22 protein-coding genes and 1 tRNA gene are annotated in these 25,663 nt (G+C 64.6%); 15 read left to right on the top strand and 8 right to left on the bottom strand.

What is annotated here, in order from left to right; genetic code table 11:
* Positions 1–184: 184 nt before the first annotated feature.
* From HX613_RS06440 to HX613_RS06420, 5 genes are all read right to left on the bottom strand, one after another.
* The gene (locus tag HX613_RS06440) at positions 185–2,512 is read right to left on the bottom strand and encodes an MMPL family transporter (RefSeq protein ID WP_235344578.1); all 2,328 of its coding nucleotides are present in this window, start codon (positions 2,510–2,512) and stop codon (positions 185–187) included.
* Between the two features lie 86 nt (positions 2,513–2,598).
* Positions 2,599–3,165: an isochorismatase family protein gene (locus HX613_RS06435; RefSeq protein WP_235344577.1), complete on the bottom strand. Its 567-nt coding sequence runs from the start codon at positions 3,163–3,165 to the stop codon at positions 2,599–2,601.
* Between the two features lie 17 nt (positions 3,166–3,182).
* Entirely contained in the window at positions 3,183–3,950 is a 768-nt protein-coding gene (locus tag HX613_RS06430; RefSeq protein WP_235344576.1) for a siderophore-interacting protein, read from the bottom strand.
* Between the two features lie 108 nt (positions 3,951–4,058).
* Complete coding sequence (locus HX613_RS06425) at positions 4,059–4,550, bottom strand: DoxX family protein (RefSeq protein ID WP_235344575.1); 492 nt, start codon at positions 4,548–4,550, stop codon at positions 4,059–4,061.
* A gap of 54 nt (positions 4,551–4,604) precedes the next feature.
* Positions 4,605–5,729, bottom strand: coding sequence for a CPBP family intramembrane glutamic endopeptidase (locus HX613_RS06420; RefSeq protein ID WP_235344574.1), 1,125 nt, complete (start codon positions 5,727–5,729; stop codon positions 4,605–4,607).
* A gap of 243 nt (positions 5,730–5,972) precedes the next feature.
* Between HX613_RS06420 and HX613_RS06415 the strand changes: the two genes are divergently transcribed.
* The 15 genes from HX613_RS06415 to HX613_RS06345 all read left to right on the top strand — a co-directional run bounded on the left by HX613_RS06415 (position 5,973) and on the right by HX613_RS06345 (position 23,325).
* Positions 5,973–7,472, top strand: a complete 1,500-nt coding sequence (locus tag HX613_RS06415; protein ID WP_235344573.1) for an APC family permease — start codon at positions 5,973–5,975, stop codon at positions 7,470–7,472.
* A gap of 212 nt (positions 7,473–7,684) precedes the next feature.
* The gene (gene argG, locus HX613_RS06410; RefSeq protein WP_235344572.1) at positions 7,685–9,106 is read left to right on the top strand and encodes an argininosuccinate synthase; all 1,422 of its coding nucleotides are present in this window, start codon (positions 7,685–7,687) and stop codon (positions 9,104–9,106) included.
* A 228-nt stretch (positions 9,107–9,334) separates the two neighbouring features.
* Complete coding sequence (locus HX613_RS06405; protein WP_235344571.1) at positions 9,335–10,105, top strand: DNA alkylation repair protein; 771 nt, start codon at positions 9,335–9,337, stop codon at positions 10,103–10,105.
* A gap of 252 nt (positions 10,106–10,357) precedes the next feature.
* Positions 10,358–11,539, top strand: a complete 1,182-nt coding sequence (locus HX613_RS06400; protein WP_235344570.1) for a Gfo/Idh/MocA family protein — start codon at positions 10,358–10,360, stop codon at positions 11,537–11,539.
* Positions 11,539–12,585 carry a sugar phosphate isomerase/epimerase family protein gene (locus tag HX613_RS06395; protein ID WP_235344569.1) on the top strand — a complete coding sequence of 349 codons (1,047 nt, stop codon included), beginning with the start codon at positions 11,539–11,541 and terminating at the stop codon, positions 12,583–12,585. The genes HX613_RS06400 and HX613_RS06395 overlap by 1 nt, the downstream gene beginning before the upstream one ends.
* 35 nt (positions 12,586–12,620) lie before the next feature.
* The gene (locus HX613_RS06390) at positions 12,621–13,388 is read left to right on the top strand and encodes a GntR family transcriptional regulator (RefSeq protein ID WP_235344568.1); all 768 of its coding nucleotides are present in this window, start codon (positions 12,621–12,623) and stop codon (positions 13,386–13,388) included.
* Positions 13,389–13,595: 207 nt separating this feature from the next.
* Positions 13,596–14,627 (top strand): 5-dehydro-2-deoxygluconokinase, encoded by a 1,032-nt coding sequence (gene iolC / locus HX613_RS06385; RefSeq protein ID WP_235344567.1) that lies wholly within the window; start codon positions 13,596–13,598, stop codon positions 14,625–14,627.
* Positions 14,624–15,532, top strand: coding sequence for a Cgl0159 family (beta/alpha)8-fold protein (locus tag HX613_RS06380; protein WP_235344566.1), 909 nt, complete (start codon positions 14,624–14,626; stop codon positions 15,530–15,532). Before iolC ends, HX613_RS06380 begins: the two co-directional genes overlap by 4 nt.
* Complete coding sequence (gene iolB / locus HX613_RS06375) at positions 15,529–16,443, top strand: 5-deoxy-glucuronate isomerase (protein ID WP_235344565.1); 915 nt, start codon at positions 15,529–15,531, stop codon at positions 16,441–16,443. The genes HX613_RS06380 and iolB overlap by 4 nt, the downstream gene beginning before the upstream one ends.
* 1 nt (position 16,444) lies before the next feature.
* Entirely contained in the window at positions 16,445–18,349 is a 1,905-nt protein-coding gene (gene iolD, locus HX613_RS06370; RefSeq protein WP_235344564.1) for a 3D-(3,5/4)-trihydroxycyclohexane-1,2-dione acylhydrolase (decyclizing), read from the top strand.
* A 34-nt stretch (positions 18,350–18,383) separates the two neighbouring features.
* Complete coding sequence (locus HX613_RS06365) at positions 18,384–19,298, top strand: sugar phosphate isomerase/epimerase family protein (RefSeq protein ID WP_235344563.1); 915 nt, start codon at positions 18,384–18,386, stop codon at positions 19,296–19,298.
* 75 nt (positions 19,299–19,373) lie between these two features.
* On the top strand, positions 19,374–20,402 hold the full coding sequence (locus HX613_RS06360) for a Gfo/Idh/MocA family oxidoreductase (protein ID WP_235344562.1): 1,029 nt from the start codon (positions 19,374–19,376) through the stop codon (positions 20,400–20,402).
* 9 nt (positions 20,403–20,411) lie between these two features.
* Positions 20,412–21,296: a sugar phosphate isomerase/epimerase family protein gene (locus HX613_RS06355; protein ID WP_235344561.1), complete on the top strand. Its 885-nt coding sequence runs from the start codon at positions 20,412–20,414 to the stop codon at positions 21,294–21,296.
* Positions 21,297–21,490: 194 nt separating this feature from the next.
* Complete coding sequence (locus tag HX613_RS06350) at positions 21,491–22,906, top strand: sugar porter family MFS transporter (RefSeq protein ID WP_235344560.1); 1,416 nt, start codon at positions 21,491–21,493, stop codon at positions 22,904–22,906.
* A gap of 59 nt (positions 22,907–22,965) precedes the next feature.
* A complete protein-coding gene (locus HX613_RS06345; protein WP_235344559.1) occupies positions 22,966–23,325 on the top strand; it encodes a universal stress protein in 360 nt (119 codons plus the stop codon).
* Positions 23,326–23,469: 144 nt separating this feature from the next.
* On the opposite strand, the gene HX613_RS06340 is transcribed toward HX613_RS06345, so the two are convergent.
* The 3 genes from HX613_RS06340 to HX613_RS06330 all read right to left on the bottom strand — a co-directional run bounded on the left by HX613_RS06340 (position 23,470) and on the right by HX613_RS06330 (position 25,040).
* Positions 23,470–24,273 carry an alpha/beta fold hydrolase gene (locus HX613_RS06340; RefSeq protein ID WP_235344558.1) on the bottom strand — a complete coding sequence of 268 codons (804 nt, stop codon included), beginning with the start codon at positions 24,271–24,273 and terminating at the stop codon, positions 23,470–23,472.
* Positions 24,274–24,415: 142 nt separating this feature from the next.
* Positions 24,416–24,488: transfer RNA gene (locus HX613_RS06335), tRNA-Arg, on the bottom strand.
* Between the two features lie 165 nt (positions 24,489–24,653).
* A complete protein-coding gene (locus HX613_RS06330) occupies positions 24,654–25,040 on the bottom strand; it encodes a hypothetical protein (protein ID WP_235344557.1) in 387 nt (128 codons plus the stop codon).
* Positions 25,041–25,663 lie beyond the last annotated feature (623 nt).

The following is a 25,663-nucleotide window of genomic DNA, read 5'->3' as shown; positions in this document are numbered from 1 at the left end:
CGAGTGCGTGCGTTTTTCGGCGGTCGACGCTTGCGGCGACGGGGCCCGGACATCGAGTTGTCTCGATGTCCGGGCCCCGCCCGTGTGAGCTGACTGCGTCAGCCGCCTGTATCAGCTCTCGGCACCTTGAGTCAGTGCCCGCGGTCAGCAGCTTTGTGTCAGTGCCCGCGGTCAGCACCGATGGTCAGTGCCTGCCGTGACCTCCCGAGGCGCTGGCCTCGTACCGGTCGGATTCGGCGAGGAGATGGGTCCCCTCCGCCGACGTGCCGTCGGACTCTGTGCCACCGGCCGGCGAGGACTGGGTTGAGCCTGCTGGCTGGAGGTCCCGAGTCTCCTCGTCACCGGCTGCGGCGGCGTCAGCATCGGCGTACTTGTGCTCCGAGTGCGTGATCGCCTTGTTTGGCCACCACATCCGGTTGCCGGCCAGGCCGAAGATGGCTGGAACGATGACCGTGCGCACGAGCACGGTGTCGACGAGGACGCCGACTCCGACGATGAGTCCCAGCTGGCCCAGGACCATCAGGGGCAGCATGCCCAGGGCCGCGAACACTCCGGCCAGGACGATGCCGGCGCTGGTGATCACGCCGCCGGTGTGGCTGACGGCTTCGATCATGCCCTGGCGGGCACCGTGGACGACCGATTCCTTCTTCGCTCGGTGGGACAGGAAGATCGAGTAGTCGATGCCCAGCGCCACGAGGAACAGGAACGCGAGGATCGGAACCTGAGCATCGAGGGCTCCCTGACCGAACATCGTCCGGCTGAGGAATGCGCCGAGTCCGATCGCCGCGGCCGAAGACGCCACGTTGACCACGAGCAGGGTGCCCGCCACGAGCGGGGCCCGGAGGATGCCGAGGAGGATGATGAAGCTGATGGCCAGGACCAGGGGTGCGATGGTCAGGAAGTCCTGTGCGTTGCCGTCGCGGGCGTCGAGTTCGGTCGCCGCTGCGCCGCCGACCTGTGCGTCGGCACCGTCGATTGCGTGGACGTCGGAGCGGATGTCCGTGACCAGGTCGAGCCCGGCGGGGCTGTCCGGCGCGTATTCGCCGGTGACCATGATCTTCGAGATCGAGTCTCCTCCGGTGCTCGTTTCGTCGATGACGTTGGCTCGCACGACCCCATCGATGTCAGCAACGGAGTCCTTGACGTCCTCGGCATGCGCCGAGTCGGTCACAACCCAGATCGGCTGCGATTCTCCGGGAGGGAAGTGCTCGGACAGGACGTCGAGGCCCTGGGCCGATTCGGACTGCACGCGGAATTTCTCGGACTGGTCCAGTCCCACCGAGGTGCCGATGAGGCCTGTGGCCATGACACCGAGAATGATGATTCCGGCGCCGAGGTGGATGACCGGGCGCTTGACAACCCGAGTCGCGATGGTCCTCCAGACGGAGGTTTTCGGTGCCGTCTCCTCGGCTCCCTCCTGAACCTTCGGGACAAAGGGCCAGAAGACGCCCTTGCCGCAGATCGCGAGGACCGGGGGCAGTGCGAAGAGCACGGCGGCTGCGGCGATGATGAGTCCGATTGCTGCGGTGATGCCCAGTCCGCGGGTTCCCGGGATGACGGCGAAGACGAGGCTGAGCAGTGACAGAACCACGGTCAGGTTCGAGGCGAGGATCGTCGATGCGGTGTGGGTCCAGGCGGAGCCAAGTGCCAGACGGTGGTCGCTTTCGCGGCCCAGCTCCTCCCGGTAGCGGGAGATGAACAGGAGCGCATAGTTGGCACCGGCGCCGAAGACGAGGACGCTGATGATGCCCGAGTCGAACTGCAGATCGAGTGCGTCACCGACTGCTGCGGTCACGGTGGATGCGAGTCCGTCGGCGGTGCCGATGACGATCAGCGGGAGCAGCCAGAGGATCGGCGAGCGGTAGGAGATGATGAGCAGGAGTGCAACGATGACGATGGTGACGATGAGGAGTGTGAAGTCCGCGCCGCCGAATGCCGAAGCGATGTCGGCCCCGATCGCGGGACCACCGGTGACCAGGAGCGACATTCCGGAGTCCGTGAGTTCACCGGCCTGAGAGTCGTCGGCGATGAAGTCGCGGAGTCCGTCGACAGTATCGGCGGTGTCGGAGTTGCTCAGGCCGACCTCGATGGGGACCATGAGGAGCGCAGCCTTGCCGTCGTCGCTCATGATCGGTCCGCTCGCCTGGGATGCAGCATCACCGGACGAGGCGTCTGTGCTCGAATCGCTGTTCTGGGCGGAGTCGATGTAGTCCCCGAGCGATCCGCTCAGCTTCCCCAGTTCGGTCTGGTCGGTGTCGCTGAGGACCGAGCCATCGTCATGGGAGGCCACGACCATGACCGACTGCTTGTCGGCGTCGGGGAACTTCTGCAGGAGCTGTGCGGCCTGGGTGGATTCGGAGTCGGCCGGAGCTGATTCGTTGGCCCGGTCCTCGCCTGCGCCGGACAGGAGTCCGAAGAGGAGGGTGACGAGGATGACGACCCCGCCGAGGACGAACCACGAACCGCGCTTCGACACGAGTGTGTGCGCGCTTTTCGTGAGTGTTGTGTTCATGTCTTAAGCTCATCAATATTCTGAGCTGAAAACATCGCCTAGGAGTTCAGACTAAATCTGCAACTTTCGATTGAGTCTCGCGAGTATCAGGCGATCGTGGCGCCCGCAGCGTCCATCTCAGCCAGCGCCAAAGTGGAAGAGTCCTTGCCGACACCGGCGATGAGATCCTGCAAAACGCGGACGGACAATCCGCTCTTCAGAGCGTCGAGGACCGTGGCACGCACGCAATGGTCAGTGGCGATGCCGACGACATCCACCTCGGTGATGGTGAGCTCTGTGAGCAGATCGCCGAGGTGCTCCCCCGGATCCGTCGTCCCCTGGAAGGCGGAGTAGTCGGGAGTGCCCCGCCCCTTGCACACGTGGTGGGTGACGGCGTCGGTGGTCAGCAGAGGATCGTATTCGGCACCAGGGGTGTCAGCAACGCAGTGGACTGGCCAGGTGTCGACGAAATCCGGGGACTCGCTGAAGTGGCCGCCGTTGTCGCTGTCGGGATCATGCCAATCACGGGATGCGATGATCGCGTCGTAGTCATCGGCGTGGGTGTCCACAAAGCGTGTCACCTCTTCGGCCACACGGTCGCCACCGTCCACGCCGAGCGCCCCGCCCTCGGTGAAGTCGTTCTGGATGTCCACGATGAGAAGTGCCTTCGCCATATCTCGAGCATAGGCGCTCAGCCGGTGGGTTTGCCCTCAAACCAGTAGAACTGTGAAAAGTAGTGATCCTTCGGCAGCTCCAGATCCTGTTTGACCACGGAGCGTACCTGCTTGATGAGGCCGCGTTCGCCTGCGGCCCAAACATAGAGACCGCTCTGGTCGAGACCAAGTGATCGTATGTGTTCGGCCAAGGCATGCCCATTCGGGCCGTCGCGGGGGATCCAGTCCCACCGCACATTCGGGTGGTCGGTCCGGGGAAGGTCTGAAACGGTCTCTGAATCATGGTCATCTTCGAGCACAACGGTCACAGCCACCTCGGCGGGGAAAGCGTCGAGCCAGGAATTCACGGCGGGCAGTGCTGTCAGATCGCCGGCGAGGACTACGTGATCGGTGGCATCAGGCAGATCGATGCGGGCGGGTGTCAGCGCGGCTTCGATCCTCGTGCCCGGCGTCGCGGTCGCGGCCCACCTGCTGGCGGGTCCGCTTCCCGCGGGATTCGTCTCATCGCCGTGGAGGACGAAGTCGAGGCTGAAGGATCCGGCGGTCAGATCAACATCGACGAAGGTGTACCCACGCTGACTGACTTGGCCGCGGCCCTTCTCCGGATGAGGGAACCAGAGACGAGTCCAGACAGTGGGAAAGACCTCGCTGAGCTCGGACAGGAGCTCGGGTCCCGTGAAGTGGATTCGACGGTAGTAGTCGGTGAAGTCCTCGACCCGCGTCACCGCGACCTCATGGTTGGTGATGCGCATCAGGCGCATGACCCCGCGTTGCCAATTGACCATACTCGCCCACCCCTTCGCCCAGTGATGCTTTCATTCCTGAGCTTAGCCTAAGCTAACTAAAAGGGGTGGACTGGGAAGCGACGTCCCGAGGGCAGCGTCAAACTCGTTTCAGCCCTGCCTCAGGGCCTTCTTCTGAGCCTTCTTCGCGGCCTTCTGTGCCGCCTTCTTCGCTGCCTGCTTAGTAGTCTGAGCGCCTGCGACCAGGAGGAGTCCGCCCAATGCCGCAACGTTCTTCGAGAAGTGGGTCTTGTGAGCGGCAGCGTCGGCGCCGTCCATGTCCCAGAAGGCGTGACCGGCCAGCGTGGTCGGCACCAGGGATCCGGCGAGGGCGAGCGCGGACAGGCGCGGCTTGATGCCCAGCGCCATGGTGGTTCCGGCGAGGAGCTGCAGCCCGCCATTGGCGCGAACCAGGAGTTCATCGTCTTCGGGCAGGACCGGAAGGTATTCGCGGATCGCGTCGAGCGTCGGTGCCGCGGCTTCGACACGGCCGCCGGGGCTGGTCAGCGCCGAATATCCGCCGGTGATGAAGATCGGTGCGGTGAGTACGCGTCCTGCTGTCTGCAGCAACGATGAACCGAGTGCCGATGAACCTAGTGCCATGGAGTTCTCCTTCAAGTGTGGGGTTTTGAGCCTAGCGGATGCTCGACCTCAGCCTCAAAGCACTTCGCTGCTAGGCGCTGCGGTCGGCCTCGCTGCAGGTGCCTCGGTCGGACTCGCCGCAGGTGCAACGGGCACGGGCGCAGCAGCCTTCGGCGCCTTGAAACCCAGTTCGGGCTGTTTGCGGAACTGGCCGGTGGCGAAGAGCACGGCGATGACGATCGCTGACACAATCCAGCCGCTCACTCCCAGGAACGAGACCAAGGCCATGTCCGGTGTCTCGGCGGAGCCATCGATGAACAGTCCGAGCAGCATTCCAGCTGAACCGTTGAGCGCAGCATGTGCGGCAACCGCCGGCCAGATCGAACCGGTGCGCAGTCGCAGCCACCCGAACAGGATTCCCAGCATGATGCAACCACCGACCATGAAGGCCAAACCAGTGATGTCGGGGCGTGCGAAGTTGTATCCGAGCAGGATCAGCGGTGCGTGCCACAGGCCCCAGATCACTCCGACGATGATGAGCGCGGGCCAGGTGCCGAGCGGACGCAGGCTCGTCAGCAGCCAGCCCCGCCAACCGACCTCCTCACCGAAGGCGACGATCACGTTGAGCACCGAGCCCAGCGCCATGATCACCAGGTAGCCGATCACCGCCAGTGCCACCGGGACCTCGTCCAGGCCGGGCAGCTGCGCCAACTGCGCTTTGAACCCAGAGAGGCCAAGGAGGTCAACCTGCATCCACCCGAAGGCCGCTCCCACCAGATAGGCCGCAGCAACGAGTACGAATATCCCGAAGAAGGCGAGTGCGGTCGTCCCCAGAACCCGGCCGAAGGGGCGCAGCGGCCAGATGCCGAGGTACCTGACGATGCTGGCCCGCGGCTCACCGGTGCGACGGCGCTGGACGAACATCGCCACGACCACAGCGACCAGCGGGGTGAACATCATGGCCATCCCCGAGACCTGCACCAACATCACGTTTCCGAGGCCCTCGCCGCTCAACCACAGCGGCAGGCACACGAGCCAGGCGAGGATCACCGCGACGGCGACGAATACTGCGAATTCGAGCCACGGCACCGAGCTCGGAACGATCGCCAGCGGTCGCCCCTTGGGGTCGACTTCTTCCCCCGCCGAGGCAGCTGCCGGCTCTGCGCCCACAATGACCTTGTCGTTGCGATCCGTTCCCATGCTCACGGCTCCTCCTCAAATCCTGCACTGTCCTGCATTTCCTATGCTGTCCTTAGGATCCAACCTACGTTGCCGCAGAGCCCGCCGCCTCCGCCTCGTGGATGAAATCGATCTCGCCCGGATGGCCGAGCCGCGCTGCTCTTCCATCGGGCCCACCGACTCCAGACACCCGGACCTATCCACATTCTGAGATACGATGAGGCTCGTTGAATCACCGTCGACTCGTGCAAAGGTGCACTCCTGATGACCGAACCATCCCCGAAATCACATCTCTCAGACGCCGACCACCTCTCCGTCCTCGGCTACAGCGACTCCTTCGAACGGTCGATGAGCCCTTGGGCGAACTTCGCCCTCGGCTTCACCTACCTTTCACCCCTTGTCGGCGTCTATTCCCTCATGGCCGTCGCTCTGTCCACCGGTGGTCCTCCGTCGATCTGGTGGATCATCATCGTCGCGTGCGGGCAGATGCTGGTGGCACTGGTCTTCGGCGAAGTCGTCTCCCAATTCCCCATCGCTGGCGGAATCTACCCATGGGCACGCAGACTCTGGGGCAAGAGGTACGCGTGGATGGCCGCCTGGGTCTACATATGCGCACTCATCGTCACCATCACCTCGGTGTCGGAGTTCGGAGCCGGATTCGTGGCAAGCCTCTTCGGCTTCGCGCTGGGACGCAACACCACTCTCCTGCTGGCATCGGCGCTGCTGGTCCTCGCCCTGGCCATCAACTTCAGCGGCACCAGATGGCTGGCCAGGATCGCGCGCATCGGTCTGTTCGCGGAGCTCATCGGCGTCATCGGGCTCGGGCTCTTCCTCCTCCTCTTCGAGCGCAAGCACAGCTTCGGCGTGTTCCTCGACTCCATGGGCACCGCCGGTGATGGCAGCTACACCGCCGCATTCATGGGTGCCGCAGTCGCCGGGCTCTTCCTCTTCTACGGCTTCGAGGCCTGCGGCGACGTCGCCGAGGAGGTCTCCAACCCGGCCCGAGGCATCCCGAAGGCCATGCTGATGACGATCCTCGTCGGCGCAGTCTCGGCACTGTTCTCCTTCGCCGGCTACGTCCTCGCGGCCCCGAACCTCGACGAGATCGTGGCCGGACAGGTCGAGGATCCCATTCCCACGATCCTCGAGGGCAGCCTCGGCGGGGTCGGAGCGAAGATCTTCCTCCTCGTCGCCATCACTGCGTTCATCTCCTGTGTGCTCAGCCTCCAGGCCGCGGCCTCCCGCCTCATCTTCAGCTTCGCCCGCGACGGCATGATGCCCGGACATCGCTGGCTGTCCAAGGTCACCGACGGCACGAAGATCCCGCGCAACGCCCTCATCGTCGCCTGCATCACCCCGGCCCTCATCTGTGTGCTCATCTGGTTCAATGACGGGATTCTCGTCGCAGTCACCTCGTTTGCGATCCTCGGCATCTACCTGGCCTTCCAGATGGTCGTCCTCGGCGCGCTGCGGCAGCGCGTCAAGGGCTGGAAGCCGGCTGGTCCATGGTCGCTGCGCGGCTGGGGCTTCCTCATCAACGCCGCGGCCTTGGCCTACGGCATCTTCGCCATGATCCTGCTCTCCCTGCCCGGCGATTCGGGGTCCTTCTTCTCCGACTGGATCGTGCTCATCGGCCTCATCGTGGTGCTGGCGGCCGGTTTCATCTACCTCTTCATCGCCCGCCCCGATCGACAGTCCGATGCTCCCGAAGGTGATGCGATCGCCGTCGCCGAGGCGATCCGCTCCCACCACTCGAATCCCTGAGCCCCGCCTCGGGATCGCCAAGCGCCGAGCGGACCACTTAGCTTCGAGCGGGGCGCTTAGCTTCGAACGGCCCTTCTATAGGGTGGCCCTGCGAAGCTAAGTGGTCCGCTCGATCCCGCGCAGCAGGGGCCACCTCGACAATATTCACATAAAAATACATATCTATGCATAACAATTCGACAGGAGTTGGCCGGGCCGCTAAGCTGGTTCGCATGTCGAAAGTATTGTCTTCGCTCCCAATCGGTGAGCACGTTGGAATCGCCTTCTCCGGCGGACTGGATACGTCCTGCGCGGTCGCATGGATGCGCCACAAGGGAGCCGTTCCCTGCACCTACACGGCCGATATCGGCCAGTACGACGAGCCCGACCTCGACTCTGTGACGGAGCGTGCGAAGGAATACGGCGCAGAGATCGCCCGTTTCGTCGATGCCAAGCGCCTGCTCGTCGAAGAGGGCTTCGTCGCCCTGCAGTGCGGTGCCTTCAACGTCCGCTCCGGCGGCAAGACCTACTTCAACACCACTCCCCTGGGCCGCGCGGTCACCGGCACCTTGCTCGTGCGCGCCATGAAGGAAGACGGCGTCGACATCTGGGGCGACGGCTCGACCTACAAGGGCAACGACATCGAGCGCTTCTACCGCTACGGCCTCATGGCCAACCCGAAGCTGCGCATCTACAAGCCGTGGCTCGACTCGGACTTCGTCGAGGAGCTCGGCGGGCGCCAGGAGATGAGCGAATGGCTCGTCGAGCACGGCTATCCCTACCGTGACTCCGCAGAGAAGGCGTACTCCACCGACGCCAACATCTGGGGTGCGACCCACGAGGCCAAGACGCTTGAATTCCTCGATGCCGGACTCGACATCGTCGAGCCGATCATGGGTGTCGCCGCCTGGCGCGATGACGTCGAGGTCGCGACCGAAGAGGTCACGGTCGGCTTCGAGGCTGGTCGCCCAGTATCGATCAATGGCGAGAAGTTCGACGATCCCGTTGCCCTGGTCTTCAAGGCCAACGAGATCGGCGGCCGTCACGGACTCGGCGTCTCCGACCAGATCGAGAACCGCATCATCGAGGCCAAGTCGCGCGGCATCTACGAGGCTCCCGGCATGGCGCTGTTCCACATCACCTACGAGCGCCTGCTCAACGCCATCCACAACGAAGACACCATCGCGCTCTACCACGAAGAGGGCCGCCGCCTGGGTCGCCGCATGTACGAGGGTCGCTGGTTGGACCCGCAGTCCCTCATGCTGCGCGAGTCCATGCAGCGTTGGGTCGCCTCGGCGATCACCGGCGAAGTGACGTTGCGCCTGCGCCGCGGTGACGACTACACGATCGTCAACACCACCGGCCCGAACCTCAGCTACCACCCGGAGAAGCTGTCGATGGAGCGCGTGGGCGACGCCGCCTTCGGTCCCGAGGACCGCATCGGCCAGCTGACCATGCGCAACCTCGACATCGCCGATTCGCGTGCCCGCCTCGAGCAGTACGCGGCCATGGGCATCGTCTCGGGCCCGACATCGGAGCTCGTCGGCTCCCTTGAGGCCGGTGGCGCCGAGGAGATCGCAAACTCCACCGACGATGTCGACGCTGCCAGCGACCGTGCCGGCCTGTCTGCCGCCTTCGACGCCGGCACGGACTGATCAGGATCCACCTGACCGGCTGAGTGGCTGGCTGGCCGAGTGGCTGGCTGGCCGGCTGAGTCATTCTCGGAGCCCACGCGCACAGTGATGTCACTGTGTGCGTGAGCTTCTGTGTCGTCGTGGGCTTCTGTGTTGTGGCGGGCTTCTGTGTCGTCGCGGACTTATGAGTTGCAACGAACTCCCCCGCGGCGCATCCCCACCTTCGGCGCGCAATGGGATGATCGTGCCATGACATCAGCTGCGTCCAGTGTGCGTTCCCTCGCCGAGGTGCTCGACCGTGAACTTCGGGGCCGTGGCAGCTCCGTGCGCGCCACGAAGGAACGGGCGTACCTCAAGAGCGAGCTCGTCCACTACGGCGTCGGCGTGCCCGATACTCGGGGAGTGGTCCGCGAGGTGCTGCGCACGACTGAGCTGAAGCATGACGATGTGGTTGCTCTTGCCGAGGAGCTGTGGGACTTCGCAGGCAATGCAGACGGCATGAACCGAGCCGCCAGCCGGAACCCTGTCTACGAACTCCGCAGCGCGGCAACGATGGTGCTCATCCAAAAGCAGGACCACCTCGGCGCCGATGATACTGACCTCTTCGAACGGCTGCTGCGTCAGGCACACACCTGGGCACTCGTCGATCCACTCGCCGGTGATGCCATCGGCCCGCTGTCCGAACACGATGCGGAGTTCGATCCCATCCTCGAGCGTTGGGCGGGCGACGAAGATTTCTGGATCCGGCGCTCTGCGCTGCTGGCCCACCTCAGGCCACTGCGTGAGGGCAGCGGTGACTTCCCCCGATTTTCACGGTTCGCCGATGCGATGCTGGAGGAGAAGGAGTTCTTCATCCGCAAGGCCATCGGCTGGGTGCTGCGCGATACCGCCCGCACACGTCCCGATATGGTCTTCGACTGGATGCTGCCGCGTGCGCATCGAGTTTCGGGTGTGACGATGCGCGAAGGGGTGAAGCATCTGTCGTCGGAGCAGCGTGAAGCGGTGCTCGCGGCACGCTGAACCGATATTCGGCGCTTGTCAGGCCACCCCGGCGGTGCTTCGAGGCTGGCCGACCATATCTTTACTATGTAATGACAAATAATCCTTCTTATACTCTTTTGACCTGACAAACTTGCCTGTAGTGTGGTGCCCGGCTCCCACTTGACCCGCCCGAGCGCCCGCCGCCAGGGCACAGCGGCCGGGAGATCCGCGAACACATCGACGTGCACCCACGCACGGGCGAAGACCCACACGCATTCGAAGGAGAATCATATGACCCAGCGACTCGGAATCGCAGTCATCGGGGCAGGAATGGCCGGCCGGGCGCACGCCTCGGCCTGGCGCGCCGCCCCCACAGCCGGAACCGGAGAGCTGCCGGAACTCGAGCTCGTGTCCGTCTGCGACATCGCCGGAGACATCGCGGCTGCGACCGCCGCCAGGTACGGCTACTCCCGGCACGACACCGACTGGCAGGCCGTCGTCGAAGCCGATGACATCGACATCGTCAGCGTCGTCGTCGCGAACTCGCTGCACCAGCAGATCGTCGAAGCCCTGCTCAAGGCCGGCAAGCACGTCCTGTGCGAGAAGCCGCTGACCGATGAGGTCGTCGATGCAGAGTCGATGGTCGCGGCCGCAGAATCCGCCGCCTCAATCGCGCGCCTCGGCTTCACCTTCCGCCGCGCCCCAGGGCTGGCAGCGATCAGGGATCTCATCGAGGACGGGACCCTCGGCGAGGTCCAGCACGTCAACGCATGGTACTGGACCGACTACGCATGCTCGCCCACCGCGCCGATGAGCTGGCGCTACCGCGGCGAGCTCGGCAGCGGAGCTCTCGCCGACGTCGGCAGCCACCTCACGGACACCGTCGAATTCCTCGCCGGCCCCATCATCTCCGTCTCCGGCGGACGGTTCCACACCGCGATCACCTCCCGCCCGCTGCCGCTTGGCCACGTCACCGGCCACGACCATGTCGAGGTCAGCGACGAGCACGAGCCCGTGGGCAACGACGACTATGCGGGCTTCGGCGTCGAGTTCCCCACCGGCTCCGGCCTCCTCCAGGTCTCACGCATCGCCGCCGGGCACCCGAACAGCCTCGGTATCGAAGTCTTCTGTGCCAACGGCTCGGCGAGCTTCGACTTCCGCAACCCGGGACAGATCGTCCTCAACCGCAGCTTCGAAGGACAAGCAGCGACCGGACTGACCACGGTCCAGCTCGGACCCGAGCACCCCTATATTGCGGACGGCCTGCCGATGGCGGCACCGGGAGTCGGCGTCGGACAGAACGACGGCTTCACCTTCCAGGCCCGCGCCTTCCTCGACGAGATCGCAGGCATCCCCGAGGTCGGCTCGCTGCCCCGCTGCGCCCCATTCTCCGACGGCCTCCACGCACTGCAGGTGCGCGATGCCGTCATCGCCTCAGCCAATGACAACGGAACCGCGAAAGAGGTCAACTGATGAAGTACGGCGTCTACACAGCCATCCTGCACGACCGCCCACTGCCCGAGGCGCTGTCCGTGATCAGCGAACTCGGACTCGGCGCCGCCGAGATCAATGTCGGCGGCTTCCTCCCGCCGATCCACATGCCCACCATCGACGACATCCTCACCTCCGATGACGCTCGCGACGAATACCTCGCCACCTTCGCCGAGGCTGGGGTCGAGTTGGCGGGCCTCAACGCCAACGGCAACCCGCTCCACCCCAACCCCGAGATCGGCCCGCCGACCCTGGCCGACATCGAACGCGCCGTCAGGGTCGCCGCACGACTGGGCCAGACCCGGGTCGTGACGATGTCGGGACTGCCCGGCGCCGACCCCACTGCCCCGAAGCCGAGCTGGGTCGTCAACCCGTGGGAGTCTTCGCTGCTCGACACTCTCGACCAGCAGTGGGACGTCGCAGTTCCGGTCTGGCGCGATCTCGACCGCCTCGCCGCCGACAACGGGGTGAAGATCGCCATCGAGATGCACCCGCACAACCTCGTCTTCAACCCGGCCACTCTCATCCGCCTCATCGAGAGGACCGAAGCCACGAACATCGGGGCCGAGATGGACCCCTCCCATCTGTTCTGGCAGGGCATCGATCCGGTCGCAGCCATCGAGCACCTCGGCGAACTCGTCGTCCACGCCGCAGCCAAGGACGTGCGCATCAATGGCAACGCTGCGATCAACGGCGTCCTCGACGACCGTCATTCGCGGTTCACCGGCGAGAGGATCACAGAGATCCGCGGCGGTGCGGCGATCAGTGCCTGGCCGCAGGAGTCCGCATGGGACTTCGTCGCGCTCGGCAAGGGCCATGGCCAGGACTTCTGGAATCGCTTCGTCGCGGCCCTGGCCACCGTCGATCCGAACATGGCTGTCCACATCGAGCACGAGGACGAGACCCTCGGGCGGATCGAAGGGCTCCAAACCGCCGCCGAGGTGCTGCTGACCGCCGCACAGAAGGTCAACCCTACTGGTCACACAGCGTCAGCGGGTCAGCCGACCGCTGCGGCCGCGGCCGAGTAAGCTCAGAAGACAGATCCCCGACGAGGCAGGAGCACATGGCACGCGAACCCGAGACCGAACTCCCCACGGAGTTCTTCGGTCCTCTCGACCGCTCCCCCGGAGCCGTGCCGCTCTATATGCAGATCGCCCGCCGGCTCGAGGCCGCGATCTCGACCGGGCAGCTCGTGGCCGGAACCCGGCTCGAGAACGAGGTCGCCATGGCCAAGCGGATCGGCCTCTCGCGGCCGACCATCCGGCAGGCGATCCAGGACCTCGTCGACAAAGGACTGCTCGTGCGGCGGCGCGGGGTCGGCACGCAGGTGATCCAGCGCCCTGTGGCCAGACCCGTCGACCTCACCAGCCTGTACGAGGATCTCGAGAAGTCGGGAAATCCGCCCTCGACCGTGGTCCTCTCACATCGGGTCAAAGCTGCCGACGCCGAGGCGGCCGAGAGGCTGGGGGTGCCCATCGGCACTCCCAGCCTCCACCTCAAGCGCCTGCGACTGGTCGGCTCCACGCCCCTGGCTGTGCTGCACAATGTGCTTCCTGCCCCCTTCACCGACATCACCGCCGATGAGCTCGTGAGCACGGGACTGTACGAGACCCTGCGTGCCCGCGGGGTCGTCTTCTCCGTGGCCCAACAGAGGATCGGCGCGAAGGCCGCCGATTCCGAGGACGCCGAGCTGCTGGAGATCGATGCCGGTTCGCCGCTGCTGACGATGAACCGCACCGCACTCGACCACTCGGGACGAATCATCGAGTGGGGCGATCACTGCTACCGCCCGGATCTCTACTCCTTCGAGACGACCCTCGTCTCTCGCTGACTTCCCGGTGCCTGCGCGCCCGCTTACACCCAGCGCAACCATTTCCACCCTGCACTCTTCACGTGCATCCACACCCTCGAACCACCTGTGAAACTTTCACGTCAGGGGGTGACGAGGCACACGAACAGTGCTAATGTCAGGACAAATACTTTGTCCTGACAAATACATTCGCAACGGCATCGCAGCCGTGGAGAAGGAACAACGACAATGGCCTCCTCGCCGACTCCGGCCATCCAGCCGGCTCCTCGAACCTCACCGTTCGACCTCATCACCATCGGACGCATCGGCGTCGACATCTACCCACTCCAGGACGGGGTGGGCCTCGAAGACGTCGACACGTTCGGCAAGCACCTCGGCGGATCGGCGTCGAACGTCGCTGTCGCCGCCGCCAAGCACGGTGTCGACTCCGCCGTCATCACTGCCACCGGCGACGATCCCTTCGGCCGCTATCTGCGCTCCGAGGTCGCACGCCTCGGCGTCGACAATCGGTGGGTCGCAACCAATCAGAAGTACAACACGCCAGTGACCTTCTGCGAGATCTTCCCGCCGGATGACTTCCCGCTCTACTTCTACCGCGATCCGAAGGCACCGGACCTCGATCTCACCGACGATGATCTCGATCTCGACGCGATCACCTCGGCGAGCATCTTCTGGTCCACCGTCACCGGACTCAGCACCGAGCCCAGCCGAGGCACCCACCACACCGCTTGGGCAGCCCGGAACCGTGCCGAGCATACCGTCCTCGACCTCGACTACCGCCCGATGTTCTGGGAGAGCCCGGAGATGGCCAGCGCCGAGGTGGGGCGTGCACTCGAACATGTCACCGTGGCCGTGGGCAACCGAGAGGAGTGCGAGATCGCTGTCGGCGAGACCGAACCCGAACGTGCCGCCGATGCTCTGCTCGACCGCGGCGTCGAACTCGCCATCGTCAAGCAGGGACCCAAGGGCGTGTTGGCGAAGACTGCCGATGAGCGGATCGAGGTTCCGCCCTACCCCGTCGACGTCGTCAACGGGCTCGGGGCAGGCGACGGCTTCGGCGGAGCACTGTGCCGGGGACTGCTGGCCGGCTGGGACCTCGACTACCTGCTGCGCTTCGCCAACGTCGCAGGTGCGATCGTGGCCACCCGACGCGAATGCTCGACCGCCATGCCCTCGACCGAGGAGATCACCGAGATCATCGGCGAAGATTCGGCGAGCCAAGCCGCGCCGTCGACTCTCACGAAGGGAGCACGGGCATGACATCGATCATCACACCCAATACCATCTCCGAACTCCGCGAGATCCGCTTCACCGACCCGGCGGCCATCGCCCGCGCCTGGCAGTCCCGCTCCCGCCGCACGATCGTCGGCGAGGACTCACGGCTGTTCATCGTCGCCGCCGACCACCCGGCCCGCGGGGCGATGAAGGTCGGCAGCGACCCGCTGGCAATGGCAGACAGGGTCGATCTCGTGACCCGTCTGGCCGCTGCCCTGTCACGCCCCGGAGTCGACGGAGTCCTCGCGACTGCGGACATCCTCGACGACCTCGCCTTCCTCGGACACCTCGAGAACAAACTCGCCGTCGGCTCGATGAACCGCGGCGGACTCGCCGGCTCCAACTTCGAGATCGACGACCGCTTCACCGGACACACTGTGGACCAGATGGCCCGCGACGGCATCGACCTGGCCAAGTCTCTGCTGCGGATCAATCTCGGGGACCCGGCCACCGCCTCGGCGCTGGAGGCCAACGCGAACGCCGTCAACGCCTGCGCGGCGGCAGACCTCCCGATCATGATCGAACCCTTCATGAACGAATGGGCCGATGACCGCGTCCGCAATCAGCTCACCCCCGAGGCCGTCATCAACTCCATCGGCATCGCCCAGGGCCTGGGCGCGACCTCGAGCCACACGTGGCTGAAGATCCCGGTCGTCGACGATATGGAGAAGGTCATGGCTGCGACCACCCTGCCGACGCTGCTGCTCGGAGGCGAGCGCTCGGATGATCCCGAGGCGACCTTCCGCAGCTGGGAGAACGCCCTGGCGCTGCCCGGCGTCCGCGGCCTCGTCACCGGCCGCTCGATCATCTACCCCGCTGACGGCGACGTCGTCTCGGCCGTCGATCGCGCCGCTGGTCTCGTCCACGCACCAGAGAGGATGTTCGCATGATCAACGAATGGTTCCACTCGAATGGCAGCCTCGCTCGGGACGGTTTCGACTCCATCGTCGATGCCTCGATCGACGGCTGGACCCACACCGGGTTCCGTTGTGCGACGCTGGGCGGTGACGCGGGCCCATCCATCGACCTGCCTGCCGCTTCGGTCGAACGCGTCCTCGTCCCTCTTGCCGGCGAATCGTTCACCGTCGACTACGTCCTGGCCGACGGCACAACCGGCTCTCAGGTTATCAGTGGCCGCACCTCGGTCTTCCACGGACCGGCCGACTGCCTCTATCTGCCCACCGGGAGCCGTGCCGCTGTGGCCTCGGCGAAGGGCCGGATCGCCATCGCCGAGGCGCCGACCTCGGAGGCTCGCCCCGTCCAATACCTCCCGGCCTCCGAGGTTCCGGTGGAGCTGCGCGGCTCCGGCATCTCGAGCCGTCAGGTTCACAATTTCGCAACCCCGGCCGGCCTCGACTGTGTGAAGATCATCGCCTGCGAGGTCATCACGCCCGGCGGCAATTGGTCGTCCTATCCCCCGCACAAGCACGACGAGGCGGTCCCCGGCTCCGAGTCCCGTCTCGAGGAGATCTACTACTTCGAGACCGCAGTCTCCCGCGGCTCGAACGCCCCGGCTCAGGCGGACCCGTTCTCCCTGTTCTCGACCTATTCCTCGGCGGCCGGGGAGATCACCACCACGGCCACGGTGCGCACGGGCGACATCGCTCTCGTCCCCTACGGCTACCACGGTCCCCTTGCCGCGGCCCCCGGATACGACAACTACTACCTCAACGTCATGGCCGGCCCTGATGAGGACCGGGTGTGGCTGATCAGCGACGACCCTGCCCACGGGTGGGTGCGTGATGAATGGGAGGACCTCGAATTCGACTCCCGCCTGCCCTACACCTCGAAGGAGAAGTGACATGAGCGTGAGGATGAGCGTCGCCCAGGCGCTGACTCTGTTCCTGACCCGCCAGTACACCGTCGACGGAGACGTGCGGCAGCGGACCATCGCAGGCACATTCGGAATCTTCGGCCACGGCAACGTCGCCGGCATCGGCCAGGCTCTGCGCCAGCTGGGGTATGAGGATCCGACCGCGATGCCCTATCACCAGGCCCGCAACGAACAGGCCATGGTCCATCAGGCAGCGGGGTTTGCACGAATGAACCGTCGCCGATCGACCTTCGCAGCCGCAGCCTCGGTGGGGCCCGGTGCTGCGAACATGCTCACCGGCGCGGCCCTTGCCACGGCCAACCGTCTGCCGGTTCTGCTGCTGCCCTCTGACACCTTCGCCACCCGCGTAGCCGATCCGGTGCTCCAACAGCTCGAACACCCGCATGACACGTCACTGCAGGTCACGGACGCCTTCCGGCCGCTTTCGCGCTACTTCGATCGGGTCGAGCGCGGCGAGCAGCTGTTCTCCATCGCTCTGTCCGCGATGCGGGTCCTCACCGACCCGGCCGAGACCGGTGCGGTCACGATCGCCCTGCCCGAGGACGTCCAGGCCGAACTCATCGACGTTCCCGAGGAGTTCCTGGCGGAACGCGAATGGCACATCCGCCGTCCCCTGCCAGAATCCGGTCCGCTAGAACGCACAGCCGCCGCGATCCGGGGCGCTCAGGCACCCCTCATCATCGCCGGCGGCGGCGTCATCTATTCCGAAGCCGAGACCGAACTGCGGGCCTTTGCCGAGGCGACCGGCATTCCCGTCGCCACGACCCAGGCCGGCGGCGGGGCCCTCGACCACGATCATCCGCTCAACCTCGGCGGAGTCGGCGCCACCGGATCCTCCGCCGCCAATCGCATTGCCGCCTCGGCAGACGTCATCATCGGCATCGGCACCCGCTACAGCGACTTCACGACCTCGAGCCGCACGGCCTTCGCCCACCCGGAGGCGGTGTTCGTCAACCTCAATGTCGCCGGCTTCGACGCCTACAAGCACGGCAGCCGCTACCCCCTCATCGCCGACGCCCGCGCCGGCCTGCTGGGACTTCACGATCGCCTCGGCGACTTCCGCGTAAGCACGGCGCATGCCGATCGTGGGGCGGAGGAGAAGAAGAACTGGGTCGCCGAGGTGGACGCTGCCACGGCTCCCACCGGAGCACGGCTGCCCGGTCAGCCCGAGATCATCGGCGCGGTCAACCGCGCCACGGGCCCACGCGATGTCGTCGTCCAGGCCGCCGGATCTCTGCCTGGTGACCTTCAGAAGCTCTGGCGGACCAGGGATGCGCTCGGCTACCACGTCGAATACGCGTTCTCCTGCATGGGCTACGAGATCGCCGGAGGACTCGGCGTGCGACGTGCCATCGATGCCACCGACGATGACCGGGACGTCGTCGTCATGGTCGGCGACGGCTCCTACCTCATGCTCCACACAGAGCTGGTGACCGCGGTCGCCGAAGGGCTCAAACTCATCGTCATCCTGATCCAGAACCACGGCTACGCCTCGATCGGCGCCCTCTCGGAGACTGTCGGCGCGCCCCGTTTCGGCACCTGGTATCGCAGGTACGACGGAGAATCACCGGAGTTCCGCACCGACGAGGTTCTGCCCGTCGACCTCGCCGCCAACGCCCGCTCCTACGGCGTCGACGTCGTCGAGATCGATCCCGGTCCGTCGGCAAGCTCCCGCCTCGCCGAGGCTGTCGAAGAGGCCCGTGCGGCACCGACCTCGACGCTCATCCACGTCAATTCCGATCCGCTCGTCTACGCCCCCGACGGCGAGGGCTGGTGGGACGTTCCCGTTGCGGCGACCTCGACTATGGATGACACCCGCGCCGCCCGCACCGCCTACGAGGAGGAGCGCAGCCCGCAGCGGCCCCTGCTGTAATTACCCCTGCAAGACCAACTCCAAGGACATCACAATGACGTCGAAGTCACTTCGCATCGGCACCGCCCCCGACTCGTGGGGAGTGTGGATGCCCGATCATCCCGGCCAGGTCCCCTGGCAGCGCTTCCTCGACGAGGTGGTCGAGGCCGGTTACACGTGGATCGAACTCGGCCCCTACGGCTATCTGCCGACGGATCCCGAGCAGCTGCGCGAGGAGTTGGACTCCCGCGGCCTCAAGCTCTCCGGCGGAACCGTGTTCACCGGCTTCCACAAAACCGACGACCAGTTCGAACGTGCCTGGAAGCAGGCCGAAGCCGTCGCCGCCCTGACAGCCGAACTCGGCGGCGAGCACATAGTCGTCATCCCCGATCTGTGGCGCTCCGACGCCACCACCGAAGTGCTCGAACCGCGGACTCTCGATGACGAGCAGTGGAAGCGGCTGACGGCCGGTCACGATTCACTCGGCAGGGCGTTGTTCGAGGAGTTCGGTCTCCACCAGCAATTCCACTCCCACGCGGACTCACACGTCGGCACCCATTCGGAGGTCGAACGCTTCCTCGAACTCACCGACGAGCGGTTCACCAACCTGTGCCTCGACACCGGCCACTTCTCCTACTACGGGGGCGACAATCTGAAGCTCATCGCCGACTACCCGTCCCGGATCGGCTACCTCCACCTCAAGCAGGTCGACCCGATCAAGATCTTCGACGTCCTCAAGTCCGACGTCCCCTTCGCCGAGGCGGTCGCCGACGGGATCATGGTCGAACCGGACCAAGGGATCCCGCCCCTCGACCCGATCATCGAGGCCGTTTCAGGCCTGGACGAGGACATCTTCGCCATCGTCGAACAGGACATGTTCGGCTGCAGCGTCGACGCCCCGTTCCCGATCGCCGAACGCACCCTGGCGACGATCCTCGGTTCGACACAGGCGGCCGTCGTCGACCGCTGACTGCGACATTAACAACCCACACTGACTCACACTGACTCACACAACACAGGCAACCGCACGAACACAGGAGTGACAATGACCGTTACAGACTCGGCCCATGATTTCAGGGTCGGCGTCATCGGCGCCGGCATGATGGGCGCAGACCACGTCAAACGCATCGGTTCGACGATCAGCGGAGCCAGAGTCTCGGCCGTCGTCGATCCCGATGAGTCCCGAGTCGCCTCGGCGCTGGAGAATGCGCCGGGAGCTGTCGGCTACTCCCGCATCGAGGATGCGCTCGAGGACCAGGCCATCGACGGTGTCCTCATCGCCACCCCCGGTTTCCTCCACGAACCGGTCCTCCTCCCCTGCCTCGAGGCGAAGCTGCCCATCCTGTGCGAGAAGCCGCTGACCCCGGATCCAGAATCCTCCTGGCGGATCCTCGAAGCCGAGCAGGCCACCGGTGAGCACCTGATCCAGGTCGGTTTCATGCGCCGCTTCGATCCCGAATACCGGCAGCTGCGTGAACTTGTGGACTCGGAGGATGCCGGCGAACTGCTCATGCTCCGGTGCGCCCATCGCAACCCCTCGGTCCCGGACTCCTACTTGCAGGAGTCCCTCATCAACGACTCTGTCGTGCACGAGTTCGACGTCGTGCCCTGGTTGGCCGACTCCCCCATCGTCACGCTCGAGGTCAAACACGCCCGCCGCAATCGGCTCACTCCCGAGCGTCTCAAGGAACCGATCCTCGTGCTCATGGAACTCGCCAACGGAACCCTCGTGGATCTGGAGATGAACGTCAGCATCCAATTCGGCTACCAGGTGACCACGGAGGCCGTCTTCGACTCCGGGATCGCCCGCATCGGCGAACCCAGCGGCCTCCAACTATGGCATCAGGGCCGCTCCGGCGTCGCGGAGCACGCGGATTTCACCACACGCTTCGCCACTGCCTATGACAATCAGGTGCAGGCCTGGGTCGATGCTGCCTGCAAGGGGACCATCGCGGGGCCCTCCGCCTGGGACGGGTACAAGGTGGCCGTTGCCTGCCAGGAGGGGGTCGCGTCGCTGTCGGACGGCAGGCCCCGCTCCCTCAATCTCCCCGAGACTCCAGCCTTCTACCTCTGAGGACGCATCATGAAGCTCGCCTATGACCCCACACCGCTGCACCACACGCATCGCCTGCTCGACTTTCCGGCGGTGACCGCGGACCTCGGGTTCGAGCATCTCCAGCTGACGCCGCACCCGGACTTCGCCACGCACTTCCGTTATCCGAAGATGGACCGCGACCTCATCAGGCGCTTCGGTCAGGCCGTCGAAGCCGCGGGGATCACGGTTCCCGCTCTGCTGCCGGTGCAGCGGATCTCCTGGCCCGATGAGTCCAAGCGCGCGGCAGCGGTGAAGAACTTCCGCCGCGTCATCGAGATCGCCCTCGACCTCGGCGTGGGGACCATCAACACCGAGTTCAGCGGTCGCCCGGAATCCTTCGAAGACTCCGAGGAGTCCTTCTACCGGTCGATGGACGAACTGCTGCCGATCATCGAGCAGGAGGGCATGAAGCTCAACTTCGACCCGCACCCCGATGACTTCGTCGAGGACGGCCATGAGGCCTGGAGGGTCCTGCGCGGACTCGATTCCGAGGCGGTCGGCTTCGCCTACGTCGCCCCGCACACCTTTCACTACGGGGACTGCCTCGACACCTTGGTCGAGGAACTCGGAGAACGCCTACGCGCGGTCTACATCTCCGATGCCTTCGACCATCGGGCCTCGCACGGGCTGCGGTACATCGCGAACCCGCCGACCACCTCGGCGCGAGTGCATCAGCATCTCAAGATCGGTGACGGAGACGTCGATTTCGACGCTCTCTTCGCCACCCTGGCCCGAAGCGGATTCGTCGATCGCGAGGACGGCCTCATCGTGTCCAACGTGTTCGGCGAGAACGAGAACAACGATGCAGTCAGCCGGTTCCAGACGCAGCGCATCAACGAACTCGCCTCCGCCTATGGAGGCAGCGCCGGCTGAGCTGCCCGACGCAGCGCTCCCCCTTCGAGCATCCGCATCCCCGCAACGCTGGCATCGCTGACGAAACCGACTAACAAGACGACATCATCACGCCTATCCGCATCAACCGATGTTGGAGCGGCGGCATCATCGAACCGCAAACCGCGGCCCGACTGAGAAATCATTCGAGAATCATTCAAAGGAGAGTGAAAGCCATGAGTGGTGAACAGAAATCGCTGGTGGACCTTCCGCCCGACACCAAGGGCCCGCACACCTCAAGACTGGGCATCATCGCGGTGGTCGCCACTTTCGGAGGCCTGCTGTTCGGCTACGACACCGGTGTGGTCAACGGCGCACTCGAGCCCCTGGCCCATGACTTCGGTCTGACGCCGAGGACCGAGGGAATCGTCGTCAGCTTCCTCACTATCGGTGCGGCCTTCGGCGCAGTGGTCGGCGGACGACTCTCCGATGCATTCGGACGGCGATCGAACATCATTCTGCTGGCCTGCTTCTTCGTCGTCGGCACCCTCGCCTGCGCGCTGTCGCCGAACTGGCAGTTCCTCACCGGTGCTCGGTTCTTCCTGGGACTGGCCGTCGGCGCCGCCTCGACGACGGTTCCCGTCTACCTGGCCGAGCTCGCTCCCTTCGAACGGCGCGGCTCACTCGTGACTCGCAATGAGGTGATGATCGTCTCCGGTCAGTTCGCGGCCTTCGTCATCAACGCGATCATCTTCAACATCTGGGGAGAGCATGAAGGCGTATGGCGCTACATGCTCGCCGTCGCGGTCCTGCCCGCCATCGCGCTGCTCATCGGCATGCTCTTCCTGCCGGAGAGTCCCCGCTGGCTGATCTCGAAGAAGCGTGACGAACAGGCCCTGGGAGTGCTCAAACAGGTGCGATCGAACGAACGCGCCGAGGCGGAGATGCGCGAGGTCGAACTGCTTGCCGAACAGGAGGAGGTCGCCAAGACCGGTGGTGTCTCCGACCTCGCCTCGAAATGGGTGCTGCGCCTCGTCCTCATCGGAGTCGGCCTCGGCGTCGCCCAGCAGCTCACCGGCATCAACTCGGTGATGTACTACGGCACCCAGCTGCTCACAGATGCCGGCTTCTCCGCTGATGCCGCCATCGTCGCCAACACCTTCAACGGGCTCTTCTCAGTCCTTGGTGTGACTGTTGGAATCCTGCTCATCAACAAGCTCCCGCGCAGATTCATGCTGCTGGGAGGCTTCACGCTCACCAGTTCGTTCCATCTGCTCATCGGGCTCTCCGCCGTGTTTCTGCCCGAGGGAACGTTCAAGGCCTACGCCATCCTCGTCTTCGTCGTGCTGTTCGTCTTCTCCATGCAGGGAACTCTGGGACCGCTCGTGTGGCTCATGCTGGCAGAGATCTTCCCACTCAAGATCCGTTCCTTCGCGATGGGCATCTGCGTCTTCGCTCTGTGGCTGGCCAATGCGGCTGTCGCACAGTTCTTCCCGAGTGTGGTCAGCGGACTCGGCATCGCGAACACGTTCTTCCTCTTCGCGGGTCTCGGAGTTCTGGCCCTCATCTTCATCTACTTCTTCGTTCCTGAGACCCGCAATAAGACTCTCGAAGATCTCGAGGCCGAATTCCGCTCGAAGTACGGTGAGTAGACTCCGCCATCACCCAATCTCTGCCAGCTCACCCATTCTCCCAAGCAAGGAGTTTCACCATGTCCGTACTTGTCGCCGTTCCCGACCGCAAGGAAGGCGCGCCAGCCGTCACTGCCGCCATCGCCGAAGCCAAGCTCTTCAACACCGACCTCATCGTCGTCTCACTCGGACTCAACAGCGCCTTCGATACGACGGCCCTCGATGAGAGCGGGGTCGACTATACCGTCATCAGCCGCACGGGCCGAGGAGACAGGGACCCCGCCGAGGCGGTCCTCGACGAACTCGATGAGCGGCCCGAGGTCGTGCGTCTTGTCATCGGCATGAGGCGCAGATCACGAGTCGGCAAGGCTCTCATCGGTTCCATCAGTCAGCGACTCTTGCTCGACTCCCCGGTCCCGGTCCTGGCCGTCAAGAACTGACCGACTGGCTGGCTGGCTGGCTGGTTGATTGACTGGCTGGCTGGCCGACCGACTGCGACCATGTTCGCCGGTCCGCCGGAATCTGTCGCACCTCCGGCCTCCGTCCACCGCTCAACGGACACTCATCGGTGCTCCCAGTTCCGGTCAGAGGGACCCGGCGAACTCGAGCAGGATCTGGTTGAAAGCCTCGGGCTGCTCAATGTTGGCAGCATGCCCATCATTGGGGATGACCGTCGATGAGCCGATCGGAGCCAGCCCCGCGGTCGCGGCTGCATGCGATGCTGGCCAGTGCTCGCTCTCGGCTCCGGCGACGAAGAGCACGGGCACGTCGGCACCTTCGATCACCGGACGCCAATCGGCCTTCGCGTGGTCGTTCAGAAGTGCGAGCTCGCCGCGGCTGAGGCTATGATCCACACCCTTCATGGCCTTGAGCAGACGCAGCATGCGCCTGCCCCGCTTCCAGACGGGGGTGCCGTGCCCGGTGGGAGGAATGCCCTCGGCGAAGAAGGCGTCGACGTTGGATTCGTCGTAGCCGTAGTATCCGTGAGGCCAGTCAGGGGTGTTGAGCATCTTCGGGGTCTGGTCGACGATGACGATTCCGGCGATGCGATCAGCGCCGAATTGGGTGAGATAGGGCCAGATTGTATTGCCGCCCATGGATCCGCCCACGAGCAGAACATCTGTGAGTTCCAGAACCTCGAGAACCCGCGCCACATCCTGACCGCGCCGCTCCATTGTCACACCTGACTCGGGGTGATCGGCGTTGCCGTGACCGCGCAGATCGACGGAGAACACCTCGTATCCAGCCCGTGTCAACGGTCCGACCTGGTAGCGCCAGCTGGTCGCAGGCGCCTTGAATCCGGCCAACAGCACCACTGGGCGACCGGAGGAGTCTCCGGCCCGGGTGTACTCGAGACGGATACCGTCATCTGCAGTGATTGCGGCCATGGTCCAATCCTAGCGTCGAGCACCCTCAGACAGCTCGAAGCCTCGGCCCCAGGTGCTCAACGCATTAAGACGGCGTCGAAGTGTGCACCGCATCGAAAAAGCCCTTCACCAACATTTCTGCTGGTGAAGGGCTTTGCTACTGTGCGCCACGAGGGATTCGAACCCCCAACCTTCTGATCCGTAGTCAGATGCTCTATCCGTTGAGCTAGTGGCGCATGTCGTCTGGACTTTCGCCCTGCAACTCGATCAACTATACACACCGAATTCACCCAAGCTCAAATTCGGCCCGAGTGCGCTTCGCCACATTTGCGGCTTCGGCAGGGAGGGGCCGGGCTCGCTCGATCGGCAATCCGCAGCCCCTCCACGGGGCAGTCAGCAGGCTACTGCTGCGCGGCCTCTGGCTGCGCCGAATTCTTCCAGCGCCGGGCCGCAATGAAGGAGCGCACGCCCATGATCACGTAGATGATGAGCAGCACGAAGGTGATGATGCTCGTGATCACGGCCGCAGGCCGCTCGGCTTCACCGGCGATCAGCGCACCGACCTTCATGACGTTCATGCCGGTGCCGAAGATGCCCAAGATGGCAACAACCAGAGCGATGTGGACTCCGAGCTTCTGATTCTTCAGTGCGATGAGTCCGCAGATGAGGATGACGGCGCCCAGAATGGCCGGGATCAGAGCGGTCCAGCTGGCGAATGAGGTTGCGACGTAGGCGATGACGCCGACAACGATGAGGACGATACCAAGTCCGATGGTGGTGCGGGGCATGATGCTCCTTAGATTCTCATTTGAGGTCACAGATGCCCTGTCCCGACAGTTCCGATTCAGAGCATGATCGAAGTCGTCAGTGAAGACGACAACTGCCCCTTATTCTACTATTCGTAGAATTTAAGTCCATCTCGTAGGCAGCCTGCCTGCAGGCGGCACCGGGATGCACGGAAAACCATCCACGAAAGCTTCGACCAGAAGATGAGACCCGCCTCGGCGAGGGTGTTGAAGGTGTTGATTCCATGAACAATCACGTTTTGCAACAAACAATCACCGTTATGCAAAGACACATCACTCAGCTGATGCATTCACGTCTTTCGAGATGCCGTTGTGATCCAATGCACATCTTCCAGTGACTCAAAACCAGGATTTTCAGGCCTGTCCGAGTCCTACGGTGGAGATGTACCAGCCGCCAGGCGGAACCCGTAATCCCGATTGACCAGGAGACCACTCATGACTGTCCTCGACCATGACGTCGTCGCTGACCAGCTGAAGAAACGCACCGACCGATAGCGAATCGGTGCTTTCGTTCGTCAGCAGGGTCGCCACCCTCACCACTCCAGACGATATCGTCTGGGTCGATGGTTCGGAGGGGCAGAAGGCCACCATCGCCGACCAGCTCG

Source organism: Brevibacterium sp. UCMA 11754, from assembly GCF_021532275.1.
GTDB lineage: Bacteria > Actinomycetota > Actinomycetes > Actinomycetales > Brevibacteriaceae > Brevibacterium.
This window is presented reverse-complemented; position numbering and strand designations above follow the sequence as displayed.

Excerpts from the sequence above, each read along its gene's own strand:
- HX613_RS06440 (WP_235344578.1), bottom strand. The coding sequence starts at position 2,512 with ATGAACACAACACTCACGAAAAGCGCGCACACACTCGTGTCGAAGCGC.
- HX613_RS06435 (WP_235344577.1), bottom strand. The coding sequence starts at position 3,165 with ATGGCGAAGGCACTTCTCATCGTGGACATCCAGAACGACTTCACCGAG.
- HX613_RS06430 (WP_235344576.1), bottom strand. The coding sequence starts at position 3,950 with ATGGTCAATTGGCAACGCGGGGTCATGCGCCTGATGCGCATCACCAAC.
- HX613_RS06425 (WP_235344575.1), bottom strand. The coding sequence starts at position 4,550 with ATGGCACTAGGTTCATCGGCACTCGGTTCATCGTTGCTGCAGACAGCA.
- HX613_RS06420 (WP_235344574.1), bottom strand. The coding sequence starts at position 5,729 with ATGGGAACGGATCGCAACGACAAGGTCATTGTGGGCGCAGAGCCGGCA.
- HX613_RS06415 (WP_235344573.1), top strand. The coding sequence starts at position 5,973 with ATGACCGAACCATCCCCGAAATCACATCTCTCAGACGCCGACCACCTC.
- argG (WP_235344572.1), top strand. The coding sequence starts at position 7,685 with ATGTCGAAAGTATTGTCTTCGCTCCCAATCGGTGAGCACGTTGGAATC.
- HX613_RS06405 (WP_235344571.1), top strand. The coding sequence starts at position 9,335 with ATGACATCAGCTGCGTCCAGTGTGCGTTCCCTCGCCGAGGTGCTCGAC.
- HX613_RS06400 (WP_235344570.1), top strand. The coding sequence starts at position 10,358 with ATGACCCAGCGACTCGGAATCGCAGTCATCGGGGCAGGAATGGCCGGC.
- HX613_RS06395 (WP_235344569.1), top strand. The coding sequence starts at position 11,539 with ATGAAGTACGGCGTCTACACAGCCATCCTGCACGACCGCCCACTGCCC.
- HX613_RS06390 (WP_235344568.1), top strand. The coding sequence starts at position 12,621 with ATGGCACGCGAACCCGAGACCGAACTCCCCACGGAGTTCTTCGGTCCT.
- iolC (WP_235344567.1), top strand. The coding sequence starts at position 13,596 with ATGGCCTCCTCGCCGACTCCGGCCATCCAGCCGGCTCCTCGAACCTCA.
- HX613_RS06380 (WP_235344566.1), top strand. The coding sequence starts at position 14,624 with ATGACATCGATCATCACACCCAATACCATCTCCGAACTCCGCGAGATC.
- iolB (WP_235344565.1), top strand. The coding sequence starts at position 15,529 with ATGATCAACGAATGGTTCCACTCGAATGGCAGCCTCGCTCGGGACGGT.
- iolD (WP_235344564.1), top strand. The coding sequence starts at position 16,445 with ATGAGCGTGAGGATGAGCGTCGCCCAGGCGCTGACTCTGTTCCTGACC.
- HX613_RS06365 (WP_235344563.1), top strand. The coding sequence starts at position 18,384 with ATGACGTCGAAGTCACTTCGCATCGGCACCGCCCCCGACTCGTGGGGA.
- HX613_RS06360 (WP_235344562.1), top strand. The coding sequence starts at position 19,374 with ATGACCGTTACAGACTCGGCCCATGATTTCAGGGTCGGCGTCATCGGC.
- HX613_RS06355 (WP_235344561.1), top strand. The coding sequence starts at position 20,412 with ATGAAGCTCGCCTATGACCCCACACCGCTGCACCACACGCATCGCCTG.
- HX613_RS06350 (WP_235344560.1), top strand. The coding sequence starts at position 21,491 with ATGAGTGGTGAACAGAAATCGCTGGTGGACCTTCCGCCCGACACCAAG.
- HX613_RS06345 (WP_235344559.1), top strand. The coding sequence starts at position 22,966 with ATGTCCGTACTTGTCGCCGTTCCCGACCGCAAGGAAGGCGCGCCAGCC.
- HX613_RS06340 (WP_235344558.1), bottom strand. The coding sequence starts at position 24,273 with ATGGCCGCAATCACTGCAGATGACGGTATCCGTCTCGAGTACACCCGG.
- HX613_RS06330 (WP_235344557.1), bottom strand. The coding sequence starts at position 25,040 with ATGCCCCGCACCACCATCGGACTTGGTATCGTCCTCATCGTTGTCGGC.